This window comes from Methylomonas lenta, from assembly GCF_001644015.1.
Classification (GTDB): Bacteria; Pseudomonadota; Gammaproteobacteria; order Methylococcales; family Methylomonadaceae; genus Methylomonas; species Methylomonas lenta.
The window spans coordinates 1-25,527 of sequence record NZ_LUUI01000111.1; the positions used below are offsets into that span (position 1 = coordinate 1).

Below are 25,527 nucleotides of genomic sequence, written 5' to 3' on the forward strand. Positions count from 1 at the left end.
TCAAAATTAAAGGTAAATTAATAGAGCGTATATTTTAAAAATACAGGTTTTTCTTTAACCCATAGCCAGCCTGATACATGTCTTTTGTAATATTATGCGTAGATTTTAATTCAATATATATTAAATAATATTCTTTAATAATATTAATCAAACTACCAACAGTAAACAACATTATTAGTTAGCTTGGAAAACCAGTGAAATTGTGTATCAAGCGTTTCTCTTTGTCGACGACATATAAAAAAACGGCCTACCCCGCGGTTTGATAATAAGAGCCGTAGCGTTTATTCAAATATCCATTGGTTAGCGGCCGTCTTAACAGCTCTTGCAAACAAATTTTATCTGACCCAACCATTACATCAGCTGCATTACGGGTATAAAGCTTGACCAATTGAATTTTTTGAAGGTCTTGGATCAAGATAAGCGCTAGGGCAGCCTAAACGCTCATACAAATCCCAATTAACCTGCGCAACGCGAAAAACATTGTCAACCAATCTACCATACATAAATTATCTTTTCTGACTATTACAAACTAGACATTTATTTATTCTTTCAAAGTTAATCTCGCCCCATGGTTTTTTCTAAGGCTCATCTAGATTTACATACTGTTTATCTATCGTTTCAAATGGTTTTATAATTCATAAATATAGGCAACAACGCCACGATAAATAGTTAATAATATTTTACAAGTTAATTTACTCCTAATAATAACTAAATAATATTTACCAGCTTATTTTTGATTGATTGCGGAGCCTTCCACCAAACCCAAGCCAGGAATAATAAAAAGTAAACTATAATATACCCAACAATAAATAAATTAATGTCACTAATTTGATGGCTAATATACATTCCAACAACCAAAAAAATCAGGGGAATAAATAGCATTCGTAAAAGTACGCTAAAACTACCTGCCAAACTGGATAGTAGAATAAAATCTATAAGCACACGAAATGTAAATGCTATCGCCGCACCCATAAGACCAAAATTGTTTAATCCAAAATATAATAGAATAAAGTAAGGAATCACTTCAAACAAGTGACACTTAGCAACCAAACCTGGTTTACCTCGCGCTTGTAATTGAGCATACGGAACTCTTGCAAAACCATTCACCCAAAATCCAAATAATAATACCTGCCCAACTAATGCTGAATCATCTGCAAATTCTTCACCAACCCACCAGATAAGAAATGGCTTAATAAAAAGAATACACAATGCAATGATGGGCGTCATAACAACAATCAAAATATTCATGGCCTGATTTGCCAGAATATTGTCCTCTGTAGAATTAACTACTGAAAACCTAGGGAAAAGCACTGAAGTTAATGCGCTAGGAATCAATGCCGTTCGCTCAGCCAACTGAAAAGGCACTGTGTAATAAGTTACCGCTTTTGCCCCTAAAGTACTCCCAATAATAATTCGATCAAGAATCACCATCAGAGGACCAACAATTGACGTTACAGTTACCCAACCGCCAAATCGGAGCAACAGCATTGCTTTTGTGTAATCGAATAAAACCGGATATCCAAGAACAATATGTCGAGTACATCGCTGAAATAATGCAATGACAGTTAAAAACCTCGCAAAAAGTACCGAAGGCAGTAGGTATCCGAGATCCACACTTATATAGTTCGCCACTATAAGAGGCATTAATTGAAATATTAACGTCCCTATTGCCGAGACCAAGTTTAACTCAAAAAAGCGTTCACGGCCTTGAAGTGCCCCTGTTAAGGTTCCAGAAAGAATTGCTATCGGTAGCGCTAGTACTAACCAAGGTATCGCATTATATATTTCGAGACGCAACCCCTCATCAACTTTAAAAAAGGCATCAAAAAAATAATAAGAAATCGGCCATACAAGCAAACCACCCAGCACTCCCAAAGCTAAATTTAATAAAAAAGCTGTCCAAAAAATATCAGCTCTTTCTTTATCGCTGGCATCACGACTTGCGGCTATTTTTTGGGCAGTTGCACGCCCCAACCCAAGATCGAATAGTCCAAAATAACCTAGTAACAACCAGACAATAGCCAAAATACCGTACCGAGCTTCTCCAATCAGTCCGATATAAAGTGGTATTGTTATTAAAGATGATAATAATGGAACAAAAGAACCCATTAAATTATAAAAAGTATTAAGTCTTATGCTCATTACCAACCCACTAAATCAGGAAACATGAATGAATTAATATGGATAAATAACTCGCTTAACAACTAAACACCAGCACATTCTAATGATTTAAATAATTTATTCATATCTCCTATCCTCATTAATTCATTAGAATATTTTTTCGAAAAATCCAAGTGATTCGACAAATAAACACCATCCATAACATTATTAAAAATATCTTCTAGCTCCATTTGTGATTCAGCAGTTAAATCACATCTTCGCATCAATTTATTTAAATAACCATTTTCAAGATATTGCACTGGCAAACCCCCATAAAAAGGCACTTCCAATAAAACAGTTGAATATAGTGAAATAACTATTAAATACTTAGACAAGACTTCACCAAGAAGACCTGCATGAATAGTAAACTTTCTATCGCCAATATAGCTCAATATATCCGGCAGAATATTGTCACTCGGATGCGGGCGCAATGCGATTGCATCATAATATTTATAACAGACATCAATTACTATTTTAAATTGTGAAAGTAACTCTTCCCTGGCTATACTAACATCTGCCGGCTGCAAAACCAGTAACGGAATCTTGTTTTTTTCTGTTGCTAAATAATTAACCTGTTCTACATAATCCAAACGACCCACACACACTGTATTTAACCCTGGAACACGCTCCTGCAAAATATTAGAATAATATTCAGACCATGTAAAATAGCGATCAACAAAAATAGGGAAATAATTTTCAACTACCGCCCCATGCTGGATACAGGAAGTCTTTATGCCATTTTTTTTTGCAGTAGACACAGCAAGCTTCGTAAAGGGATTTTTCTCGTTAAAAACAATTACATCTTTAATATAATGCGTATTATTTTCTATATATCTAGTTATACATTCAAAATTACTCATTGCAGTAACCTGAGAAATATCTGGTATCTTTTTATATTTTTTAGCGAGACATAGAAACCGAAACAACCCAAATAGTACCGTAGTAAATTGCCACCCTACCATACTATTTTTCAGAGAATTATCTGAACCCTTAAGTCGGGTAATAAAATGAGCAGACACAATACACTTGAAGTCCAATATTGAATTGGCTTCTAAAATTAACCTTGAAATAGAAATTGACGCCGGACCATCTACCACTAATAAATAATATGGCTTTGCTGGCTTCTCATCAAAAAATCTAAGATAGCGAATGAAATTTAATAGTTTGATAATTTTACGCATTTATAACCATTATCTACAAACCATTATTTTGCTTATCACACATGCATTCCATCCAGCATACGCGCATGACACTTATGCCACTCATCAGCCATGCTTGCATTCCAATAATTTTCAAAACAAGGCGTTCCAAGCGTATAGTGAATTAAATTTGCACTATAATTATCTTCATACTCAGTAGTTAACCAATTCCATTCTTTTGGCAATTCTCCTATCTCTTCATCATTCAACCAGCTAAATCGATGTAAAAAAGCACCATGTTGTCGCATCACAAACTCAGGTATTAAAACCCTATGCTTGGGATGTGAACAATTCCATAAAACTAAACTTGACCAATTTTTTCTGGGATAATCCAAATTTTTATTGCCCAAATATTTATTATGCTCTTTTGTTTTATAATCATGCTTAACACATAACAAGGCCTTACTTTCATCACGTAGAGCCCATAATTTTGCGATATCCTCACGACAAATCATATCCCCGTCTGCAAAAATAGCCCAACCCTGATAATCGCATAAAAAAGGTGTCAGAAAACGAGAATATATAAACGTATTGCTTCCATCTGTGTGAGTTTCTTTATACGCACTCAGCGAGTTTAATACTAACGGTACAAATGAAACAGGTTGTGTAGACTTTTCCAAAATACTTTGACAGAATGTGTGGTAAGCAACAGCCTCCCTCTGATCAAAACCAATTAATATACGAATCATGAAAATACCTTTGATTTTTTATTTAAACAATAAGGCCAGTCAAATAATAGCAATAATTTTAAAACCACAGTAAAAAATACAAACAGCCCATTAAAATTTAACGCCACTTTCTATCGCTTAAACTGACATATGAAAATTATTTTTAATATATACAAAAAAGCAATTTCTACTTATAAATCTATAAAATACAGAAATAACCAGATAGAATACTTCAGAACACTCAGAGTTACATTTGGTGAAAACTGCCGTCTTGTCGGTAAAAATGATTTTGGTCGCGAACCTTTTTTAGTCTCAATAGGAAATCATGTCAGCATTACCACAAGCACATTTATAACTCATGATGGAGGTGCTTGGGTCTTTCGCGAACTAAAACCCACCATCGATATCATCAAACCTATCAATATTGGCAACAATGTATTTATTGGTGCTGATTGTTTGATTCTTCCATGAGTCACAATTGAGGATAATGTCGTATTGGGTGCTAGAAGTGTAGTTACCAAAGATTTGGCAAAAATGCTGTATATGCAGGTACTCCAGCAAGATTTATTAAATCAATTGATGACTATTGGACCGGTATTGAACCATACATTTTAAATACCAAAGGTTTATCAAAAAGCGACAAAGATGCTTTTTTAATAAAGCTCTACAGAAGCACTGAAGACCAACAATAGCTTCTAACACCAGTTCAACCTAATTCTATAGCTAAAAAGTGATAAACTTCAGTGTCCCAGCCAATTAATCGTGTTCATTCCAAAAACAGCAAAATTATCACAAATGTTAGTTGCTTCACCCATGTAAATTCACCCAGAATTTCACAATCATAATTCAATCGCCGCCTTCACTATTCGTATTGAAGAAAAAACCAGCTAACCGCGATATTTTCAATCTACAATAAATTTCTCAGCTTTTACTCCGATAAAATCCTCAATGTCAATTACCCGATCAATTTATTCAGCCTAGCTCAATTCGACTAACAAGGTATTCACTGCCATAAAAGACTAAGATCACATTAATCAAATCATTGGTGGGTCAAATAAGTTATAGCCATGTAATATAATAATCGCCACTATGGAATTACCACCAACCCGCACAGCAAGCCACCTAAGCCAAAATCCTTTTATAGATAGTATTCATAAAAAAATTTTGCAATTTTATTTCTTGATCATCACTAAAACCGCCGGTCTTGCGCCAAACAAGGAACGCGGCCAGATAAGTCATAACAGACATTACGACCAAGAATGGCGACAGCACCAAAATTAAAACCGATGTCACCAGCAGCATTCGGGCGAATATAGTAGCATAGACCACCAAAATTCTCGCCCCCCCAATGCGATATGCATCCGAGGATATTCTTTAGCCATACGAGACAAATCCAGCTTTACGACAGTCGATAATACCAAGCCGCCGCAGATGTCGGTCAAAATTGATCCATAGCGATTACCAAACATTTTAATGGCAAAATAATCCAAACCGTAAGTACTGGCAAGATCACCACATTTACATGCAAGGATGTCATCACAACCGCTGTGGCTGTCGCCAACCTTTTATGACCAAATACACGGTAATTTCGGGAAGTTATTTTTGACGGAATCCTTAATATCTTGTAGCTCAATCATGTTTTCATGCATGTCAACAGTTTGCTGAATATAAACGTTGTCAGCACTGCTCATGCTATTTTGTCAGCGTCCAGACATTATCCAAAGTCGCACTTCGCTGCCTTTCTCGCCGGACATCGTTTTGCTCCCAGCCATCAATGCTGGCACGAATATCAGCAATCACTTTGCCGGACAAATAATAACTGTGCTCGACGATGCCATGCACAATCGGCGTGCAATCGATTTGCTGTACTTTGTTATGTAACAAAGCAGGATGCGCCGCACCAGTCCCGCCTAATCGCTCCGGGTTGCCTTTACTGTAGTCGGAAATCACCATCGCCGTATCTTCCTTGTTATGGTAAATCGATACGTTACGTGCAATCTGGTCGACTTTTTCCAGCCCCTGCCCTGCTTCCAAAGCATTATCATCCACATCAGCGGCGCATAAAAAAACCTGCTCAAACATACGCGGCAAACTATTCCCCGGGGTAAAATCCGTGACTCTGGCCAACGCACTTTGCAGCATATAATTACCCATGGAATGACAAAGTAAATGAATATCCTGACCGCACAAAGTCTTGCCACCTTTTTTGGCACGATCACGTAAATCCGCTAAAAAATCACGCAATTTTAAAAAACCACGCCCCACCGCTGCGCCAGAGCCATCAGCCTCAGAACGATCCGATTTATAAGATACCCAAGGCAACGCCATGCCATCTGACGGCCAACTAAACAACACCACTTTGACTTGTTGCTTGGTATCTCGTTGAGGCGATTGTTGCAGCATCAATTGCAGAGCCAAAGCAGAACCCACCGCATCACACCAGCTGACATTGAAACCATGGATATAAATAAGTATATCGCTATGGTTTTCCATATCTTTCATGATATCGGCAAACATGGCTTTTGACCCCAACTTGACTTCATCTTGCGCCTGTTGAGAAATATCGGATTTCAGAGATTCTTCATAAGCGTTGATTTTGGCTTTTTTGGCACAACCTGCCAAATAACCGGCCAGTTTTTCACCATCGCCCACCCCGCAATCTTTTAAAGGTGTGTTCAAATATTTATTGACGGTCTTATCATCCGCATTCAGCGTAACCACACCAAAACGCAGGTTCTCCATGCCATCATCACTAAATTTCTTTCCATAGCCATCCGGCTGCCAACGCGAGCCTTGGTGTTTCCGATTGGTTGCGTAATAGAGTTTATAGTCAGACATAAAACCTCCTTTGCATGTTAATGCCTAATAGTACCAAGCCTGGAATCAAATCCAGTTCATTAAATTTTTAGTCCATCATTGATAATGTACAGCCCTACTCTGGCTGAATACAGGTAAAATCATCGGCCTTTCATCTTCAACAAGCGGACTTATCGGATAGCCCAACCCTAATGGAACCTAATATAAAACTGCTACCCTATTTTCAACCTATCGTTTGCGTTGCCAACGGCAAAATTATCGGTTATGAAATGCTGGCCCGACAATTAACTTCGCAAAACAAAATTATTTCTGCCGGCCCGCTGTTTTCCTCTCCTGAAATAAATACCACGCATCGCTTAGAACTTGATCGACAAGTGCGCTGGCAAGCGCTGCAAAAATTTACGGAACTGGATAGCCAAACCTACTTAACTATTAACATCTCTGCAACCTGGATAGACAACATTAAGCATCTTAATGACTTGCCTACTTTAAAAATGCTGGATGAGCTAAATATAGACCGTCAGCGCATCATTATCGAAATCACTGAAGATAACGCTAATGTAAGCAAGCTTAAGGAAATTGTTAAACGCTATCGCAAGCAAGGCTTACGTGTGGCACTGGATGATTTTGGCGCTGGTTCATCTCAATTGCAACGCGTAATTGCGATTCAGCCGGACATAATTAAAATTGACATGCGCCTGTTCAAACAAGCCACTAAAGGTGGTATTGCCAGCGAAATTGTTGATTTGATGACCCGACTGGGTCAGCGTACCGGTTGTCAAATTATTTGCGAAGGGGTGGAAAGCGATGAAGAATTTTTGTTTGGTTTGAGTTGCGGCGCTCAATTCATGCAGGGCTACTTATTCTCAGCCGCACACCCAGATTTTAAACCCGCCAATCTTTATGAACAGCACATTACTTCGTTGCGCAATAAGTTCCTCAAAAACACCCTGGCAAAAATTCACCATAAAGTTAACAGCATTAACACCACCAAAGCGTTAATTTATCGCCTTGCCCAAGCGTTACAGGGCGATTTTAATTTAAACGAATTGGCTAGCTGGAATTTTACTCAAAGTGGTGTGATTCGCTTTTATCTGTGCGACAACCAAGGCTATCAACTGTCGGCTGATTTTAATTTTGCCGATGACAAATGGTTTACCGACCCACGCAAAATTGGATTCAACTGGTCTTGGCGACCCTATTTTTTTCAACTCTTGGCGCAAGAAGCAAGTGGCGACCATAACCGCATAGTAACCTCTGAGCGATACCGCGATTTCGGCAGCGACTTACAGTGCAAAACCTTATCATTGCGCTTGGATGCTGATCGCATATTATTAGTTGATATTTTTGCCACAGAGTAAATTTATACGGCCAAAATGGTTGCCTCAAATGCTTGGCAAAGCCTTAAAATCGGACAGTCTAATTTTTCTCGGTAGAAAAATTGCTTAAAACAGTTTATTTCGGTAGAATGGTCGAGTTGTTGGTGACTAGCTTCCAACAAAAAGCAATAAATGCCCAGGTAGCTCAGTCGGTAGAGCAGAGGACTGAAAATCCTCGTGTCGACAGTTCGATTCTGTCCCTGGGCACCACGCTTACCTGGTTTTTCAAAGAGCCCCTTATTGGGGTTTTTTGTTTTTAAGGCATTAATTAATGCCACGGGTTAACAACTGTTTATGGAAGAGCCTGAGGCTCTTTTTTTTTGGGTTTTAAAAGGCGAAACAACAATGAAACAGGCTCCAGACCATTTGGTGGAACTGATTGAACCAATTGTCGAAGGTCTTGGTTACGAGTGCGTGGGGATAGAATACAACCCTCACCCGCAGCACGGCATGCTGCGCATTTACATCGACAGCGAAAACGGCATTTTAGTGGAGGACTGCACTAAAGTCAGCCACCAACTCAGCGGCATGCTGGATGTGGAAGATCCTATTCAAGGCGAGTATCAACTCGAAATATCATCGCCTGGCGCCGATCGGCCATTTTTCAAACTCAGCCAGTTTGAACGGTTTACTGGCAGCGCAGTCATGATCAATCTGTTTAAACCGGTTGATAAACGCAGAAAAATAATTGGTCTGATTCAGGCCGTTGAAGGTGACGAAGTCGTATTGCTGGAAGGCGAACAGACAATCAACGTTCCATTTCAAGCAATGAGCAAGGCACGTTTAGTGCCGGAATATTTACTCAAAAAAGGAGGACGCAGTGGCAAATAAAGAAATTCTCTTGGTAGCAGATGTTTTTGCTAACGAAAAAGAAATCGACAAAGAAATAATCTTTCAGGCCATTGAGTCAGCACTGGAAGCTGCGACCATCAAACGCTACGAAACCCCTGTCAAAGCACGTGTTGCCATTAATCGTGTCACAGGCGATTACTTGACTTACCGTCGATGGCTGGTAGTAGAACCCAATCCCGAAATCAACGGCGATGTAGAATTCCCTAGCTGGCAAGTATTATTAGAAGTTGCGCAATTCGACAATACCGACATTCAATCAGGCGAATACGTCGAAGAAGAAATCGAATCCGTCGCCTTCTGCCGTATCGCTGCACAAACAGCGAAGCAAGTTATCATTCAAAAAGTACGCGAAGCTGAACGTAAAAAAATTGTCGAAGCCTACCGGGATCGTGTAGGTGAGCTGATTACCGGCATCGTCAAACGCCTTGAAAAAGGCAGTGTCTACCTGGACTTAGGCGGCCATGTCGAGGCTTATATCGCCCGCGAAGACATGATTCCAAGAGAACCCATTCGCATGGGCGACCGTGTACGCGGCTATCTTAAAGATGTAAGATCCGAGCCTCGTGGCCCACAATTATTTGTTACGCGAACAGCACCTGAACTATTAACCGCCCTATTCCGCCTGGAAGTACCCGAAGTTGGCGAAGGCATGATAGACATCATTGCCGCTGCCCGCGACCCAGGCTCACGCGCCAAAATTGCTGTAAAAGCCAATGATCCACGTTTGGACCCTGTTGGCGCTTGTGTGGGTATGCGCGGCTCGCGCGTACAAGCCATTTCCAATGAGCTGGCCGGTGAACGGGTCGACATTATTTTATGGAATCCTAACGAAGCCCAATTTGTTATCAACGCCATGTCACCGGCTGAAATTCAGTCCATCGTAGTAGATGAAGACAAACACAGCATGGATGTATCCGTCACCAGCGATAGTTTGTCACAAGCCATAGGCCGCGGCGGTCAGAATGTTCGCCTGGCTTCAGAGCTTACCGGATGGGAACTGAATATTCGAGATGCTTCCCTAGCCAATCAAAACCTGGATGAAAAAGCAGCTAAAGCCAAACAAGAATTCATGGACTTGCTGGACGTCGACGAAGAAATCGCCGATGTATTAGTAGAAGTTGGCTTGAGCAATATCGAAGAAATCGCCTACATCCCAGTGGATGAGATGCTCGAAATCGAAGGCTTTGACGAAGAACTAGTAGAAGCTTTGCGCAATCGAGCCAAAGATGCTTTATTAATCAAGGCAATTGCATCAGAAGAAAAAATTGAAACGTCCGTACCCAGTGCTGAGTTATTGGCAATGGACGGCATGGATGAGAAACTTGCGCACGAAATGGCTGCCAAGGGCATCGTCACTATGGATGATTTGGCCGAACAGGCGATTGACGACATTATCGAATTTACTGGCATGAATGAAGATCGAGCCGGCAAACTAATTATGAAAGCCCGCGAATCATGGTTCGCAGAGGACAAGGGCTAAAATAGGAGGATACTATGAGCGATAAAACAGTACAGGCATTAGCAGAAGTAGTCGGTATCCCTTTGGATCGATTTCTGGTGCAATTGAAAGAAGCCGGCCTAAGCGCCACAGCTGCCGATGACATCATCAGCGAAGAGGAAAAAACCCAATTATTGGCACACTTACGTAAGCGTCATGGCAAAGCTGACGCGGACACAGAGGCATCTCCCAAACGCATTACCTTAAAGCGCAGCACTAAAACTGAATTAAGACAGTCAACTGCGCCCGGCACGGGTGCCAAGACCGTCAGTGTAGAGGTACGCAAACAAAAAACTTACATCAAACGTAGCGAAGTCACCGCTAACGTAAGCGATGAACAAAGAGAAGCCGAGCAGGCCAGACAGGCATTGGCAGCTCTGGAAGCTCAAAAAAGCAAACAGGCTGCTGAAGATGAAAAGCGACGCCAACACGAAGCTCAACTAAAAGCCGAAGCTGAAAAACTCAAGCAAGCTGCAGAAGTGATTACCGAATCCAATGAACCTGTTATTGCTGAGCAAGCGCCTAAAACTGAACAGCCTCTCATAGAAACACCTATTGTCGAAGAACCGGTAGTAGAAGCAGCTGCAGAAGTCGCTCCTAAAGAACCTGAGATACCCAGATTAACTACAGAAGAACGCTTGGAGCTGGAGAAAAAAGAGCGGCTTGAAGCCGCTGTTGAACGAACCGCAGCTAAAGTCAGAAAAGCCGCAGAAGCCAAGCAACAAACCCTGCATAAGAAAAAACAGGACTTCAAACCAACCCGCGGACCAACCACTACTATCGCAGCGGCTACCAACGATGCCACTCCCCGAGGTAAGGGTAAAAAGGGCAAACCGGGCCGACGCGAGAAACCTGAGTTTGAAATTGAACTGCAAGGTAAACACAAATTTGAAAAACCGGTTGCACCGACTGTTCACGAAGTCACCATTCCGGAAACCATTATCGTTTCCGACCTTGCCGCTAAAATGAACATCAAGGCCGCCGAGGTCATTAAACATTTAATGAAACTTGGCATCATGACCACTATCAACCAGGCTATTGACCAGGAAACTGCGGTAATTCTGGTGGAAGAAATGGGTCACAAAGCCATCATGCAAAGCGAAGATGATTTCGAGCAAGAAATGCTGGCGGAAGTGTTTAGCGAGGCGGAAGAGCAAAAACTATTCCCTCGCGCGCCTATCGTCACGATTATGGGGCATGTCGACCATGGTAAAACCTCATTACTGGATTACATCCGCAAAACCCGCGTTGCTGCTGGCGAAGCTGGTGGTATTACTCAGCATATCGGTGCATACCAAGTCAAAACGGATCACGGTGCAGTAACCTTCCTTGATACTCCGGGCCATGCTGCGTTTACCGCCATGCGGGCGCGTGGTGCAGAAGTCACCGACATCGTTATTGTGGTGGTTGCCGCTGATGACGGCGTGATGCCACAAACCAAAGAAGCCATCGAACACGCTCGTGCGGCCAATGTACCCATCATCGTTGCCCTAAACAAGATCGATAAGCCAGCCGCAAACCCTGATAAGGTTATGCAAGAGATGGCAACCTTGAATGTGGTTCCTGAAGAATGGGGTGGCGACGTGCAGTTCTTGCGTGTGTCTGCAAAAGTCGGTACCGGCATCGATGAATTGATCGAAGCCTTGATCGTACAAGCCGAAGTATTGGAACTCAAAGCACCGGCTGAAGGCATTGCTTCTGGTATTTGTATCGAATCGCGTCTGGATAAAGGCCGCGGCGCTGTTGCGACTGTCTTGATCCAAAAAGGCACTTTGAGCAAAGGTGAGTTTGTATTGTGTGGTCACGAATATGGCCGTATCCGCGCCATGTTCGACGAAAAAGCCCAGGCCATTAAATCTGCCGGTCCTAGTGCTCCAGTGGAAATTCTCGGTTTATCCGGCACACCATCTGCCGGGGACGAATTCCTGGTCGTACAAAACGAACGTATTGCCCGTGAACTGGCTGCCCATCGTGAAGATCGTAAAAAATCCAGCCGTCATGCTGCCGCACATGCCTCCAAACTGGACGATGTATTCTCCAGAATGGCTGCTGGCGAAACCGCTACTTTAAATGTCGTCATCAAAACCGACGTTCAAGGCAGCCTGGAAGCTTTACGCGAATCTTTGGTGAGTTTGAGCAACGATGAAGTACAAGTTAAATGCATTTATGGCGGTGTCGGCGGCATCAACGAAGGTGATGCCAACTTGGCACTTGCCTCCAGTGCGATTCTGATTGGTTTTAACGTTCGTGCCGATGCAGTAGCCCGTAAATTGATCGAAGAAAAAGACATCGATTTACATTATTACAGCATCATTTACGAAGCCATCGACGAGGTCAAACGCGCCATTAATGGTATGTTAGCCCCCGATATTCAAGAAAAAATCGTCGGTCTGGCCGAAGTGCGCGATGTCTTCCGCTCACCCAAATTCGGTGCGATTGCCGGTTGTATGGTCACTGATGGTAATGTTAAACGTAATCTGCCAATTCGTGTATTACGTGAAAACGTAGTGATTTACGAAGGTCAACTGGAATCATTGCGCCGTTTCAAAGACGACGTCAATGAAGTCAAAATGGGCATGGAGTGTGGTATCGGCGTCAAGAACTACAACGATGTCAAACCAGGCGATCAGATTGAAGTATTCGAGCGTATCGAAGTGAAGCGAGAAATTTAAGCGATGCCTAAAGAATACGGTCGTAGCCAGCGCGTGGCATCACAGATGCAAAAAGAGCTGGCTCTGATTCTGCAAAGAGAAGTCCACGATCCGCGCGTGGGCTTCGTCACGATTAATGAAGTGATCTTGACCAAGGATCTCGCGGTAGCCAAGATCTACATTACCGTTTTAAATGCTGATGAAGCCGGCAAATCAACTAATGTGAAAGCTTTAAACGAAATATCGGCATTTATTCGCCATGAGTTAGCCAAACGCATGCGTTTAAGACACATCTCGGAGCTGCATTTTTATTACGATCATTCTTTTGACACCGGACAGCGGGTTTCTGAATTACTGCACGAAGTGGCACGCCCTCCGCAGGATGATTGATGTCTAAACGCAAGTCCGGACGCGATGTACATGGCATCGTACTACTCGATAAACGACTGGAAGTTTCATCAAATAAAGCGTTGCAAGAAGTCCGCCGCTTATTAAATGCTAATAAAGCAGGTCACACTGGCAGTCTTGACCCGCTGGCAAGCGGCTTATTGCCCTTATGTTTCGGTGAAGCTACCAAAGTCTCGGCATTAATGCTGGATGATGACAAACGTTATCAATTCACCCTGCGTTTAGGCATCATGACGGATACCGGTGATAGCGAAGGTAGCGTGATTAAAGAAATGCCGATACCGACATTAACCGAAGCCGATTTGCTCAGCTGTTTTCAGCGCTTCACAGGCCCGATTGATCAAGTCCCGCCCATGTATTCGGCACTGAAGCATCAAGGTAAAAAACTCTACGAATTAGCCCGTGAAGGCATAACTGTAGACAGGCAGCCGCGCCGCATCACAATTTATGCCTTAAATCTACTAAGTTTCGATCAAGAACAAATTACTTTGGATGTACGCTGCTCAAAAGGCACTTATATCCGCTCGCTCGCGGAAGATATCGGTCATGATTTAGGCTGCTGCGCCACAGTTACGGCATTACGCCGCACCGCTGCCGGCATATTCGACATAGAACAGGCATACACCTGGGAACAACTGCAAGCCATGAGCGAAACTGAATTGCTAAACACTCTGATCGCAGTTGATGTCCCGCTCAAGCAAATTCCTGCTATTTGTTTATCGGCCGAACAAGCTATCTGTATTAACCATGGTCAACAAATTGGCATCAGCGGACATGCGCCCGGTAATGTGCGCATGTATAGCGAGCAAACCTTTTTAGGTTTGGGAGAAATACTTTTAAATGATAAACTAGCACCGAAAAAAATATTTAACCTGGCCAATCAAACTGATTGATTTGCCTGAAAAAATCATCCGCTACTGCACCCTATTGCGGCAGCGATGTAACCATGCCATCAACCGATGGCTTTATTTTTACCTTTAATTAATCGATAGGGATTAAGAATGGCATTAACCGCAGAACAAAAAAAAACCATCGTCGAAGAATATCGTTTGTCAGACTCTGACACCGGTTCAACCGAAGTTCAAGTTGCTTTATTAACCGCCAACATCAATCAGTTGACTCCACACTTTGCCGCTAACAAAAAAGACAACCATTCGCGCCGTGGTTTATTGCGCATGGTTAACCAACGCCGCAAGCTGCTGGATTATTTAAAAGACACCGAACTAGCACGCTATCGCACTTTGATCGAGCGTTTAAACCTCCGTAAGTAATGCATTCTGGAAACGGCACTTCAAGTGCCGTTTCTTGCTTTATGGCAATTTTTAAAACACACTTCAAATACCAAGGAACCTTATAGTGAATCCTATCAGGAAACAATTTCAGTACGGCGATCGTCTCGTCACGTTAGAAACCGGCGAAATTGCCCGCCAAGCCAGTGGCGCGGTAATGATCGATGTTGAAGGCACCTCTTTATTGGTGTCTGTGGTTGGCAAAAAAGAAGCAACCGGCGGCGACTTTTTCCCGCTGACTGTGAACTATCAAGAAAAAGCTTTTGCAGCCGGCAAAATCCCCGGAGGCTTCTTCAAACGTGAAGGCCGACCGAGCGAAAGCGAAACCCTGATTTCCCGCCTGATCGACCGTCCTATACGACCGATGTTTCCTGAAGGCTTCACTAACGAAGTACAGATTATCGCTACTGTGGTTTCTTTAAACCCTGAAGTCGATACCGAAATCCCTGCTCTGCTGGGTGCATCGGCTGCTTTGGCTGTATCCGGCCTGCCTTTTAATGGCCCCTTAGGCGCAGCCAGCGTCGGTTACAAAGACGGCAGCTATTTGCTGAATCCATCTTTACCGGCCATGAAAGAATCACAATTGCAACTGGTGGTTGCCGGTACTAACCATGCCGTGTTGATGGTGGAATCGCAAGCAGACTTGCTTTCTGAAGAAGTCATGCTGGGCGCAGTATTATTCGGTCACGAACAAATGCAAGTCGCCATCAACGCCATCAATGAATTCGCAGCAGAAGTGGGCACCCCAGCCATGGACTGGACACCTGCAGAAACCAATGCTGAATTAAAGGCCGCTGTTGCCGCTGAAGCCGAAGCCGGCATTAAAGCCGCTTATCAAGTGGCGGAAAAAATGGTCAGACAAGATACCCTGAGCGCCATTCGTAGCGCAGTAGTGGAAAAACTGACTGTTGATGACCAGTATGCCGAAAAAGAGATTCGCAATGTCATCGAGCATTTAGAATACGACATCGTGCGCGGCGCAATTTTGAACGACCGCAAACGTATCGATGGCCGCGACCTCAGCACCGTCAGACCGATCAGCATCCGTACCGGCGTATTGCCAAGAACGCATGGCTCAGCATTATTCACCCGCGGCGAAACCCAAGCCATCGTGGTAGCCACTTTGGGCACCGAACGTGATGCGCAAATCATCGACGCACTATCCGGTGAATATAAAGACCCGTTCATGCTGCACTACAACTTTCCTCCATACAGCGTAGGCGAAACCGGCTTTGTCGGCTCACCAAAACGTCGCGAAATTGGCCATGGCCGTTTGGCGAAACGCGGTGTTGCAGCGGTACTGCCTAACATGAGCGAGTTTCCTTACGTAATCCGCGTGGTTTCTGAAATCACCGAATCCAACGGTTCCAGCTCCATGGCTTCAGTCTGCGGTAGCAGCTTGGCATTAATGGATGCCGGCGTACCTATCAAAGCACCAGTTGCAGGTATTGCGATGGGCTTGATCAAAGAAGGCGACCAATTTGCAGTATTGTCCGATATTCTGGGTGACGAAGATCACTTAGGCGATATGGACTTTAAAGTAGCGGGCTCCGAAAACGGCGTTACCGCACTGCAAATGGACATCAAGATCGACGGCATTACGCCAGAAATCATGAAAGTCGCACTAGAACAAGCCAAACAAGGCCGTTTGCACATCCTGGGCGAAATGAACAAAGCTTTGTCGGCAACCCGCGAAGAAATGTCCGATTTTGCCCCGCGTATCATCACTTTCAAAATTGATCCGGCTAAAATCCGCGAAGTTATCGGCAAAGGCGGCGTTACTATCCGCGCCATCACCGAACAAACCGGTGCCAGCATTGATTTAACCGATGACGGCGTAGTTAACGTCGCTTCTGTCGACAGAGCGGCCGGCGAAGAAGCCAGACGCATGATAGAAGAAATCACTGCTGAAGTCGAAGTAGGCAAAATCTACGAAGGCAAAGTAGTACGTCTGATGGACTTCGGCGCATTCGTCTCCATCCTGCCTGGTAAAGATGGCCTGGTACACATTTCGCAAATTTCTGAAGAGCGTGTTGAGAAAGTCAGCGACAAGTTATCAGAAGGCGATGTGGTTAGAGTTAAGGTGCTGGAGATTGACCGTCAAGGGCGGGTGAGATTGAGCATGAAGGAAATTGATAGCGAGTAAGGTTTGTTTCGCTGGTTGATATCTAGAGAAAGGGCCGATAAGGCCCTTTTTTAATTGTGTTTTTTGTTTATGTGTCGCTATCGCGACGGGTTAATTTAATCGGGTTCTCGCACCCGAAGGCGAGATACTTTCTTTTGCGTTGCCAAAAGAAAGTATCCAAAGAAAAAGCAACCCGGATGCCGCTTAGCTCACTCGGCACATCCCTGTACCTCGCCCTTCGGGTGCGATGCATGCAAATCGGCTATCCTGCCGATTTGTCCTGCGCGCCAAAGAGTTTGAACGGGGTTTTCCGAAGGGGCATCCCAGCCCCTTCGAAAAACGCGATGCATCCCTGCATCGCCCCTGCGGGCAAATCCGTTCAAACCCTCCGGTGCTCGGCGCGGCATAACGGGAGGAAAAACGAGTTACGCCGCATCAAAAAGCGTATTTTCGCAGAATATTGATCACTTACCGTTTCGTGATAAAGTAATACTATTATGGTATTACTACAAAAGGTATTTAGCATGCGTGTAACCAGCAAAGGCCAAGTCACAATTCCTCAAAATGTTCGCGAAAGCATGGGCATTTTGCCAGCAGAAACCGAAATCGAGTTTTTGCAAGACGATAACGGACGTTGGTATATCGCCAAAGCCCAACCGGACACACAACAAACCAGTCGCTTTCGCTCTGCACATAAAGCCGGCAAATTAATGATGTCCACCGACGAGATCATGGCTTTGACCCGTGGAGAATCATGGCCGTCATCTTGATTGACACTTGTGTCGTCACCGATTTAGCCGATCCCGACAGCGCATGGTTCGAATGGAGCACCGCCAAGCTGGAACAACTTGATCGAAACCACACCATGATCATTAATCCTATCATTTACGCGGAATGCTCGGTGGGCTATGCACGGATCGAAGAAGTTGAATGTCTATTTAAGCGCCTCGGTTTCGCCATGCACTCGATACCAAAAGAAGCGTTGTTTCTAGCTGGAAAAGCCATTTTGCAATATAAAAAAAGCAAGGGCGAAAAAGGCAATGTATTACCGGATTTTTTTATTGGAGCGCATGCGGCGGTATCGGGTTATAAGCTAATCACACGCGACCGCGGACGATTTAGCACTTATTTTCCTGGGGTTGAGTTGATCATGCCGGAATCGTTGAATGGCTTGAACTGATATGTTGCGATAATTCAGTGTTTTTAGATTGTGTCGCTATTGCGACGAAGTTTTTGAAATCGGTTCGCGGACCGACAGCCGCGATACTTTCTTTTGCTTGTCCTCGGCAATTGCTCCTGCATTGCTCTACCTCCTGCATCCATGCAGTCGAAAAGAAAGTATCCAAAGAAAAAGCAACCCGGATGCCGCGTTTATCCTGCGCGCCAAAGAGTTTGAACGGGGTTTTCCGAAGGGGCATCCCTGCCCCTACGTAAAACGCAATGCATCCCTGCATCGCCCCGATGGGCTATTCCGTTCAAACCCTCCGGTGCTCGGCGCGGCATAACGGGAGCACCCATCATCGCAATCGACGCATCTTAACTGGTAGTATTTATTATTTATGCGCTCTATCATTTCAAACCATCCCTGTTGTACTATTCATCTCTAGCCAGAAAATTTAAAAAATCATTAAAGGAATATGAATGATAACAGTGCAATTCGCAGTAATTCATGAGCTCACCAAACTAGCAGGAACCACTGAATCAAACATTAATCCAGCCAAAAAGCTTCTACCAGCTTCAGCTGATGTTGTCATTAAATTAATAAGTGAATTAGATAAACTCTACGGAACAAAGGAAAACACTGCTATCTACGGTACTTTTTCAAAAAAAGATCCAACTAATCAATTCGCTAAATATACTGAATTGTTTATTGATGACAAAATTGAATCAAAATTTCTTGAATTCAGTCAACAAGGCTTAGGTGAGATTGCTCGTGAATCAAGAGGACGACAATCAGCAACTGGTGGATATATTGTTTTTTCTTTTTACAAAAATGCCACCATGCACGAATTCTTGTTAGTTGCGATGATTAAGAATAAAAATGCTTTGAAAATTAACAAAGATCTTGAGTTAGAAGATGTCATTCAAATTGATCTTTCAAAAATTCATCAGGCTGCACGAATTAATTTAGAAAGATTCCAAGAAGCTAAAGAATTAACATTGAAGCCATCTGACGATGAATCTCCTAAATTAAATTATCTAAGTTTCGTCAGTCCCCGCTCAAATATGGACGCGTCAGGCTATTTCATAAAAGGATTAGATTGTGCTGACGGTGTAAGACCAGCAGTTGCTACTGATAGTGTATTTAAATGTGCAAAAGCTTATTGCATCGAAAAAAAAGAGCTAAAGACATTTAGAAATAAAGTACACGACTCAATAGCGGAATACCTTCAAATATGCGTGGACACAGAAAAGCCGGCTACACTGAAGGGAATTGAACATTCAATTAGGCAAGCCGTTCCTGCGAACGAACATGTTTTAATAGAGGAATTTATAGCGTTTGCAAGCAATGAGGTGTGGCAAATACCTGCTGAATTTAATGTAAGCGAGAGCAGATTAAAAAAATACACCCGGATTCGTTCTAAAACTGATAGCTGGGAACTCAATTTTAAAAGAAACGCACTCGGAATAACTGACAATAGTGATTTATTCTATGACAACAACGCTAAAAAGCTAACAATTCGCTGCTCAGATGATCTCACCAAACAGATTGTAGAAGAATTAGATTCCAGAAATGCAAATTAACCCAGACTTCGAGCATCTAGTAGAGGTTTACCGTCAACTAAATTGCCCTGCGTTACAAGGACAACAGTTTGACGGCGAGTTGATATGCTTAACAGAAAGCAAAGATTTACTGAAAAGCTTATGGGAATGTAAAAAATTTGATTTGGAAATATCTTTTGATAATGAAACGTATGATACCGAATCTCTAGGTGATAATTTTCCTCAAGATATTATCAACAAAAAAATATACGTTAAAATTAGCCTACCGCAAACAGAACAGGGTAAATTTTATGAAAACCTCCATCAATGGGTTGCGACAGCCGAATCATTGAATCGTGGATCATTAACTACAAACACTTATCTCATAAAGGAAGATTTACTCGTTAGCGACTCATGCCAGTCAACGGAATTAAAAAGTGTTGTAGCAGTTTGCAACTTAATTAATAAACTAGGCGAAATCGCTCATTACCATGATGAAAAAATAACATCCGGTCCCTTTCGCCTTGTTTTTGTTGTACCAAGCAAAGAGGATAAGTCGTTTTATCCTGTAGTATTGGAAACTCGATTATCAACTGAAATACTGGAGCTTAATCCGGACATTAGTATTATCGAAAGCATCCTCGAAGAACAAACTAATAACCGCTTACACGCTTTAGAACGTCTTGCAACATTTCGAATAGCGCTTACTGATATTATTAAAAAAGCTCCAAATGATAAAGAAGCATTTAACTACTTGGTTTTTCATTGGGAAGATGTATTAGAGAACTTCCAGAAATCCTGGGAAAGCTATATTAATGGTTTTTCATTTCAAAAATTAAAAGCAGAAATCGCAGAAAAACAGGCTTCATTTTCCCAAAAAATGACTGATGTTGTTGCTAACTTAAGCACTAAGCTTTTTAGTTTACCTGTAGCTATTGCTGGCGTTGTGCTACTTGAAAAACAAGATTCAATGATTGCAAATTGGTTTTATGTCGGAGGGAGTTTATTAACAACTGGCCTGATGCTGTCGGCTATAAAAATACAAGAAACCAATTTGGATAATATAAAATCAGGTTGTGACTTGGCTTTTTCTGAATACCATAAAGATGAAAACCAAGAGTTCACAGGCATAAAGCAAGAACTAGATATTGTAATAAAATCTTTAGATAAAACGACTTTTGAGTTAAAAAATACCCTAAGATTATACCGTAAACTATCTTGGATACCTTTATTGTCTGCAATAATTTATGTTGGATTAAAATATAATATACACTGGATGTGTATTGTTAATTATTTTAATATGCGATAAACAAGGGCAGGACCGTAGGATGTGCTGAACAAAGTGAAGCGCATCGATCGCGATTGATGCGCCTCCTAACGTCGGCACATCCTACATATTCGCCCATTATTTAACTTCAAAATTATACAACTACCTTCAAATCCACGACGGGGTTTTCTCCCGTTATGCCGCGCCGAGCACCGGAGGGTTTGAGCGGTTCAGCCCGCAGGGGCGATGCAGGGATGCATCGCGTTTTTCGTAGGGGCTGGGATGCCCCTTCGGAAAACCCCGATCAAACCTGAGGAGCGCAGGATCAACGCGGCATCCGGGTCGCCTTTTCTTTGGGTACTTTCTTTTGGCGAAGCAAAAGAAAGTACCTCGCCTTCGGGTGCGAGAACCCGATTAAATCAAGCCGTCGCGACAGCGACACAAAAACAACATCCGCCACAATCAAGCTCAAATCGCCAGAAACACCTATCGGCTTATTCTGGCCTACGGGCTTCAAAAACTATCCAAGCACTTCCAATCCATCGACGGAATTATTCCCGTTATGCCGCGCCGAGCACCGGAGGGTTTGGGCAGATTTGCCCGCAGGGGCGATGCAGGGATGCATCGCGTTTTACGTGGGGGCTGGGAAGCCCCTTCGGAAAACCCCGCTCAAACCTGAGGAGCACAGGATCAACGCGGCATCCGGGTCGCCTTTTCTTTGGGTACTTTCTTTTGGCGAAGCAAAAGAAAGTATCTCGCCTTCGGGTGCGAGAACCCGATTAAATCAAGCCGTCGCGACAGCGACACAAAAAAACAACATCCGCCACAATCAAGGGCCGTAGGATGTGCTGAACAACGTGAAGCGCATCGTTCGCGAATGATGCGCCTCCTAACGTCGGCACATCCTACATATTCGCCCCACATTCAACTTCAAAATTATCCAACTACCTTCAATTCCACGACGGGGTTTTCTCCCGTTATGCCGCGCCGAGCACCGGAGGGTTTGAGCGGTTCAGCCCGCAGGGGCGATGCAGGGATGCATCGCGTTTTTCGTAGGGGCTGGGATGCCCCTTCGGAAAACCCCGTTCAAACACTTCGGCGCGCAGGATCAACGCGGCATCCGGGTGTCGTTTCTTTTGGGTACTTTTCTTTGGACAAGCAAAGAAAAGTACCGCGGCTGTCGGTCCGCGAACCGACTTCAAAAAACCGTCGCGATAAGCGACACAAAAAAAACATCCGCCACAATCATACTCAAATCGCCAGAAACACCTACCGGCTTATTCTGGCCTACGGACTTTTTCAAACAGGAATCACCATGGCGAATATTGAGCCAGTCGCCAGGGTATGCGATAGCATAGCTAGCCCCGCAATCAAAAGGACAACCGAATACCGCCCTCGACAATATGATCAGAAATGGCTGACTGACCTAAGCGGGTTTCGTATCGAACGAAACCCGCGCCGCCATTAGGCAACGTAGCACTCAAAGAGCCGCCTAGATTGACGTAATCGCGATCGGGAGCACCAGTTTGAATGACAAAATTACCGAGACCGGCACCCGCTTGTGTCAAACGCATCTGAATAGCACGATTATCATTCAGATATTGATGCTCCCACTCCACCCGCGCAGCCGGAATTAAGACCCCCCAATTCATACTGGCTGTGTAACTGAATTCAGCGCCTAAGCTGGTGACAAAGGAATCATTGCTCTGCGCAGCTGTGGTCGTATCAAAACCGTTGCCGCCTTGCTCCTGATATTGGCCAATGTGCATATTCAGAAACTCCGCTCGCACATAGGGATTAACGCCCCACTCCTGAAAATTAAAACTCTTGCCACTACTCAAGGCAAAATTATATTGCTCACCACTTGGATTAGCCTGGGTTTGGCCGCTGAATCCGGTGTATCGATACTGCCGATTGAAGGTGTATTCATTGCTGCCGTAATTGGCGACCCAATCAATGTAAAAGTCCTGCGGCAGGAAATAACTGCCATAAACAGCGCCCATATAAGAATTGGTTTCCGTGTAACCTGCAGATTGATCGTAACTCAACGATTGATTGGTGTAATTAAAGGCAAGCCCCGCCACCAACTGTTCCGTAAAACGATAGTCTGTGCCGAGAGTGACTGCCCGGGATTCTGAACTAAACCCTCTGTCCCATAATGTGTTTTGTTGATCGCCGAAGGTAAAACGTGTTTGCAAGAAAACACCCAGTGGACTTTCACCAAACAGGCTATCATCGTCACCCGCAGCACCTCCGAGAGCGTTGCGGCCTAATAGATTAGCTACTTGCACCCCATTGAAATTAAATGACAAGGGCGCAGTGCCGTTACCACTGCGTAAACTAGCCAGTCTCGAAAAAGGCGCATCCATGCGAGTCATGCTAAATTTGATGGGGCCGGCCATCTGACCAGGGACTTGGTCGGGGGTTAATGAGGCGATAGCGGCCTTTTTTCCCGCATCGCTTAAGCCTTGCAATTGCAAGCAGCGGTTAACTAAAGCACCTGTGGGCGCGGTACAAGCTTCAGCCAATGCGGCCCCAAATCCTTGCTGGTTAGGTGTCAGACTTTGATCATTGACCAGATCAGTAGCGAATGGCACCAAACTCCAGGGCAACAACTGCCCACTACCGCTACCAAAGCTACGCGCAGCACCCAGCAGATATTGGTTTTCTGCTAGGGTGGGGTCGAAATAAATATTGTAGTTACTGCTGATGCCATTCAGCTGACTCAGGCCATTCGGCAAAATCAGCCGACTGGCGTAAAGCGCAGCGCCCGGCGTCGTATTGCCATCAACCATGCTGAGTAGGTTGCCATTATTCAGTGTCATTGAGCCCCAGGCAAAGTTGTCAACACTGCCGGCATCGGTGACACCTCTATCGACACCAGTTAATCCCATCACATGCTGAGTACCCGCGGGGCCTGCGAATATCAAGTCGGCATTTGCGGTATTCCAAAGGGTATTTTGCGTACTGGAATTATTAAAATCACCAGTGACGATGAATTGGTCGCCAGCCCCGCCGACTAAATAACCACTACTGCCCACATTCAGATTATTGAATTGACTGGTAGATGGGTCACTCAGATACGCGCCGTTATTAGTGAAATTCCCAGTGTATTGCACAGAGGTATCGGTTAGTTTGAAGGTGCCAGTATTGGTTACATCTCCCATAACCCTATGCGAACCTGAACCACTAATATTGATGACACCCTGGTTGTTGATCGATTGCGCGGCAAGTTGTGGCGCGGATAAATTCAAAGTGCCATTGCCGTAAATATCGATCTGGTTTAGTGCGGTCAAACTACCGGCATTTAAATCAAGCTTTGCTGTACCGGTTCCTTGTCCAACGCTGAGGCTTTTCACCATGGTATCCGAGGCCGGACCACTCACCTCAACATTGCTGCCATTGCCCTGAATCACCGCTGGCAATAAGGCATTGGGGGTAAAGCCCAGACTAGAATCCCAATTATTAGTATTGTCCCAGGCACCCGAGCTTGCGTTCCATTTTAAGTTACCGGTTGGGGTGGCGATAAAACCGTATGTCGTTTCAGACAGGTATCCTTCTCCAACGATTTGACCTAAGTTATTGATTGAGAAAGCTCGTGCTAAACTGAAACTGCTAGCATTTGAGAGCGTATTCAAATCGATGGGATTACCGTTTTTATCCCAAAGTAATGCTGTGTCACCTTCGCCGCTGTAAAAACCAACGATTTGACCAGCGTTGTTAATATCCGTAGGTTGGCCACTGGTAAAGCTTCCGGGAAGCAGCGTCGGTAAAGCTCCAGGGGCAATTTGCAAAAGATAGTAATCCCCATCTTGCTCTATGATGGCTTGGCCATTGGTATTAACCGATATAACCTGATCGCCTGGCGCAAGAGTTTGAATTTCAACGCCATTTTGTAAGAGATGAACAGACTCTGAATCGCCTGTATAACTTTCCCAAACTTGCCCAGAAGCATTGCTAGCCAACGCAGTTGCATTGCTTCCACCGAACGTACCGAGATCTGTCAGTGAACCATTTTGCCAGATAAACGCATGCTGCTGTTCTTCGCCGTAATTACCGACTACCTGTCCCACCTCGTCGATATTGGCTACATACCCACCAGAACCAATTTGACCTTCAGGTGTCAGAGTGCTTTGTAATGGTGTAAATTGACCATCTTGCCAAGTAAAACCAAAACTCTGGCTGTTATTAGCATCGGAATAACCGGCAACTTGCCCCAAATCATTGATTGCTTGGGCATGTGAGGAATAATAACTATCGGAAGGAAGGCCTATGTTCGTAATCTCATAGCTTATTTCCGCCAGTACGGACTGCGTCATTAATAATAACAACCCCGGAACGGCAACCCGCCAAGTAAATTTTTCGATAGTCATTATTGTGCTCATGATAAAAATCCCAGCTTAAAAACAGGGGTGACTGATTACGTAACTAAGGATACACTGAACAGAGTGAAACATATCGACTACTACAAATGCGCATCTTAATGTCGGCACATTATACTTCGCTCCTGA

Annotated in this window: 20 protein-coding genes and 1 tRNA gene; 15 read left to right on the plus strand and 6 right to left on the minus strand. The window is 43.8% G+C overall.

Annotation, left to right across the window (positions count from 1 at the left end; all coding sequences use genetic code 11):
* Nucleotides 1-708: 708 nt before the first annotated feature.
* From A1359_RS12300 to A1359_RS12310, 3 genes are all read right to left on the minus strand, one after another.
* Nucleotides 709-2,142: a flippase gene (locus tag A1359_RS12300; RefSeq protein ID WP_083960619.1), complete on the minus strand. Its 1,434-nt coding sequence runs from the start codon at nt 2,140-2,142 to the stop codon at nt 709-711.
* 62 nt (nt 2,143-2,204) lie between these two features.
* Complete coding sequence (locus A1359_RS12305) at nt 2,205-3,341, minus strand: hypothetical protein (RefSeq protein ID WP_066983149.1); 1,137 nt, start codon at nt 3,339-3,341, stop codon at nt 2,205-2,207.
* A 35-nt stretch (nt 3,342-3,376) separates the two neighbouring features.
* Complete coding sequence (locus A1359_RS12310) at nt 3,377-4,048, minus strand: glycosyltransferase (RefSeq protein ID WP_066983152.1); 672 nt, start codon at nt 4,046-4,048, stop codon at nt 3,377-3,379.
* 129 nt (nt 4,049-4,177) lie between these two features.
* Between A1359_RS12310 and A1359_RS12315 the strand changes: the two genes are divergently transcribed.
* Together A1359_RS12315 and A1359_RS23190 are read left to right on the plus strand one after the other, a co-directional pair.
* Nucleotides 4,178-4,498 (plus strand): LbetaH domain-containing protein, encoded by a 321-nt coding sequence (locus tag A1359_RS12315; protein WP_066983154.1) that lies wholly within the window; start codon nt 4,178-4,180, stop codon nt 4,496-4,498.
* A gap of 618 nt (nt 4,499-5,116) precedes the next feature.
* Nucleotides 5,117-5,308 carry a hypothetical protein gene (locus tag A1359_RS23190; protein WP_232322200.1) on the plus strand — a complete coding sequence of 64 codons (192 nt, stop codon included), beginning with the start codon at nt 5,117-5,119 and terminating at the stop codon, nt 5,306-5,308.
* An 8-nt stretch (nt 5,309-5,316) separates the two neighbouring features.
* On the opposite strand, the gene A1359_RS23660 is transcribed toward A1359_RS23190, so the two are convergent.
* Together A1359_RS23660 and A1359_RS12325 are read right to left on the minus strand one after the other, a co-directional pair.
* Nucleotides 5,317-5,517: a DUF4010 domain-containing protein gene (locus A1359_RS23660; RefSeq protein WP_408606555.1), complete on the minus strand. Its 201-nt coding sequence runs from the start codon at nt 5,515-5,517 to the stop codon at nt 5,317-5,319.
* Between the two features lie 202 nt (nt 5,518-5,719).
* Nucleotides 5,720-6,865, minus strand: coding sequence for an alpha/beta hydrolase (locus A1359_RS12325; RefSeq protein ID WP_066983160.1), 1,146 nt, complete (start codon nt 6,863-6,865; stop codon nt 5,720-5,722).
* Nucleotides 6,866-7,035: 170 nt separating this feature from the next.
* Between A1359_RS12325 and A1359_RS12330 the strand changes: the two genes are divergently transcribed.
* The 13 genes from A1359_RS12330 to A1359_RS12390 all read left to right on the plus strand — a co-directional run bounded on the left by A1359_RS12330 (nt 7,036) and on the right by A1359_RS12390 (nt 21,058).
* Nucleotides 7,036-8,205, plus strand: a complete 1,170-nt coding sequence (locus A1359_RS12330; protein WP_066983163.1) for an EAL domain-containing protein — start codon at nt 7,036-7,038, stop codon at nt 8,203-8,205.
* Between the two features lie 152 nt (nt 8,206-8,357).
* Nucleotides 8,358-8,433 (plus strand) — tRNA-Phe (locus A1359_RS12335).
* 135 nt (nt 8,434-8,568) lie between these two features.
* Nucleotides 8,569-9,054 carry a ribosome maturation factor RimP gene (rimP, locus tag A1359_RS12340; protein WP_066983451.1) on the plus strand — a complete coding sequence of 162 codons (486 nt, stop codon included), beginning with the start codon at nt 8,569-8,571 and terminating at the stop codon, nt 9,052-9,054.
* Nucleotides 9,044-10,555: a transcription termination factor NusA gene (gene nusA, locus A1359_RS12345; RefSeq protein WP_066983166.1), complete on the plus strand. Its 1,512-nt coding sequence runs from the start codon at nt 9,044-9,046 to the stop codon at nt 10,553-10,555. The genes rimP and nusA overlap by 11 nt, the downstream gene beginning before the upstream one ends.
* A gap of 14 nt (nt 10,556-10,569) precedes the next feature.
* On the plus strand, nt 10,570-13,245 hold the full coding sequence (gene infB / locus A1359_RS12350) for a translation initiation factor IF-2 (RefSeq protein ID WP_066983169.1): 2,676 nt from the start codon (nt 10,570-10,572) through the stop codon (nt 13,243-13,245).
* A gap of 3 nt (nt 13,246-13,248) precedes the next feature.
* Nucleotides 13,249-13,614 (plus strand): 30S ribosome-binding factor RbfA, encoded by a 366-nt coding sequence (rbfA, locus tag A1359_RS12355; RefSeq protein WP_066983171.1) that lies wholly within the window; start codon nt 13,249-13,251, stop codon nt 13,612-13,614.
* Entirely contained in the window at nt 13,614-14,525 is a 912-nt protein-coding gene (gene truB, locus A1359_RS12360) for a tRNA pseudouridine(55) synthase TruB (protein WP_066983173.1), read from the plus strand. Before rbfA ends, truB begins: the two co-directional genes overlap by 1 nt.
* Before the next feature lie 108 nt (nt 14,526-14,633).
* A complete protein-coding gene (gene rpsO, locus A1359_RS12365; protein ID WP_066983175.1) occupies nt 14,634-14,903 on the plus strand; it encodes a 30S ribosomal protein S15 in 270 nt (89 codons plus the stop codon).
* Nucleotides 14,904-14,988: 85 nt separating this feature from the next.
* Nucleotides 14,989-17,067, plus strand: coding sequence for a polyribonucleotide nucleotidyltransferase (gene pnp, locus A1359_RS12370; protein ID WP_066983178.1), 2,079 nt, complete (start codon nt 14,989-14,991; stop codon nt 17,065-17,067).
* Between the two features lie 503 nt (nt 17,068-17,570).
* Nucleotides 17,571-17,816 carry an AbrB/MazE/SpoVT family DNA-binding domain-containing protein gene (locus A1359_RS12375; RefSeq protein ID WP_066983181.1) on the plus strand — a complete coding sequence of 82 codons (246 nt, stop codon included), beginning with the start codon at nt 17,571-17,573 and terminating at the stop codon, nt 17,814-17,816.
* Nucleotides 17,801-18,226 (plus strand): type II toxin-antitoxin system VapC family toxin, encoded by a 426-nt coding sequence (locus tag A1359_RS12380; protein WP_066983183.1) that lies wholly within the window; start codon nt 17,801-17,803, stop codon nt 18,224-18,226. Before A1359_RS12375 ends, A1359_RS12380 begins: the two co-directional genes overlap by 16 nt.
* 461 nt (nt 18,227-18,687) lie before the next feature.
* A complete protein-coding gene (locus tag A1359_RS12385; protein WP_066983186.1) occupies nt 18,688-19,791 on the plus strand; it encodes a nucleoid-associated protein in 1,104 nt (367 codons plus the stop codon).
* A complete protein-coding gene (locus A1359_RS12390) occupies nt 19,781-21,058 on the plus strand; it encodes a hypothetical protein (RefSeq protein ID WP_066983189.1) in 1,278 nt (425 codons plus the stop codon). Before A1359_RS12385 ends, A1359_RS12390 begins: the two co-directional genes overlap by 11 nt.
* Before the next feature lie 1,328 nt (nt 21,059-22,386).
* On the opposite strand, the gene A1359_RS12405 is transcribed toward A1359_RS12390, so the two are convergent.
* Nucleotides 22,387-25,401: an autotransporter domain-containing protein gene (locus A1359_RS12405; protein WP_083960620.1), complete on the minus strand. Its 3,015-nt coding sequence runs from the start codon at nt 25,399-25,401 to the stop codon at nt 22,387-22,389.
* Nucleotides 25,402-25,527 lie beyond the last annotated feature (126 nt).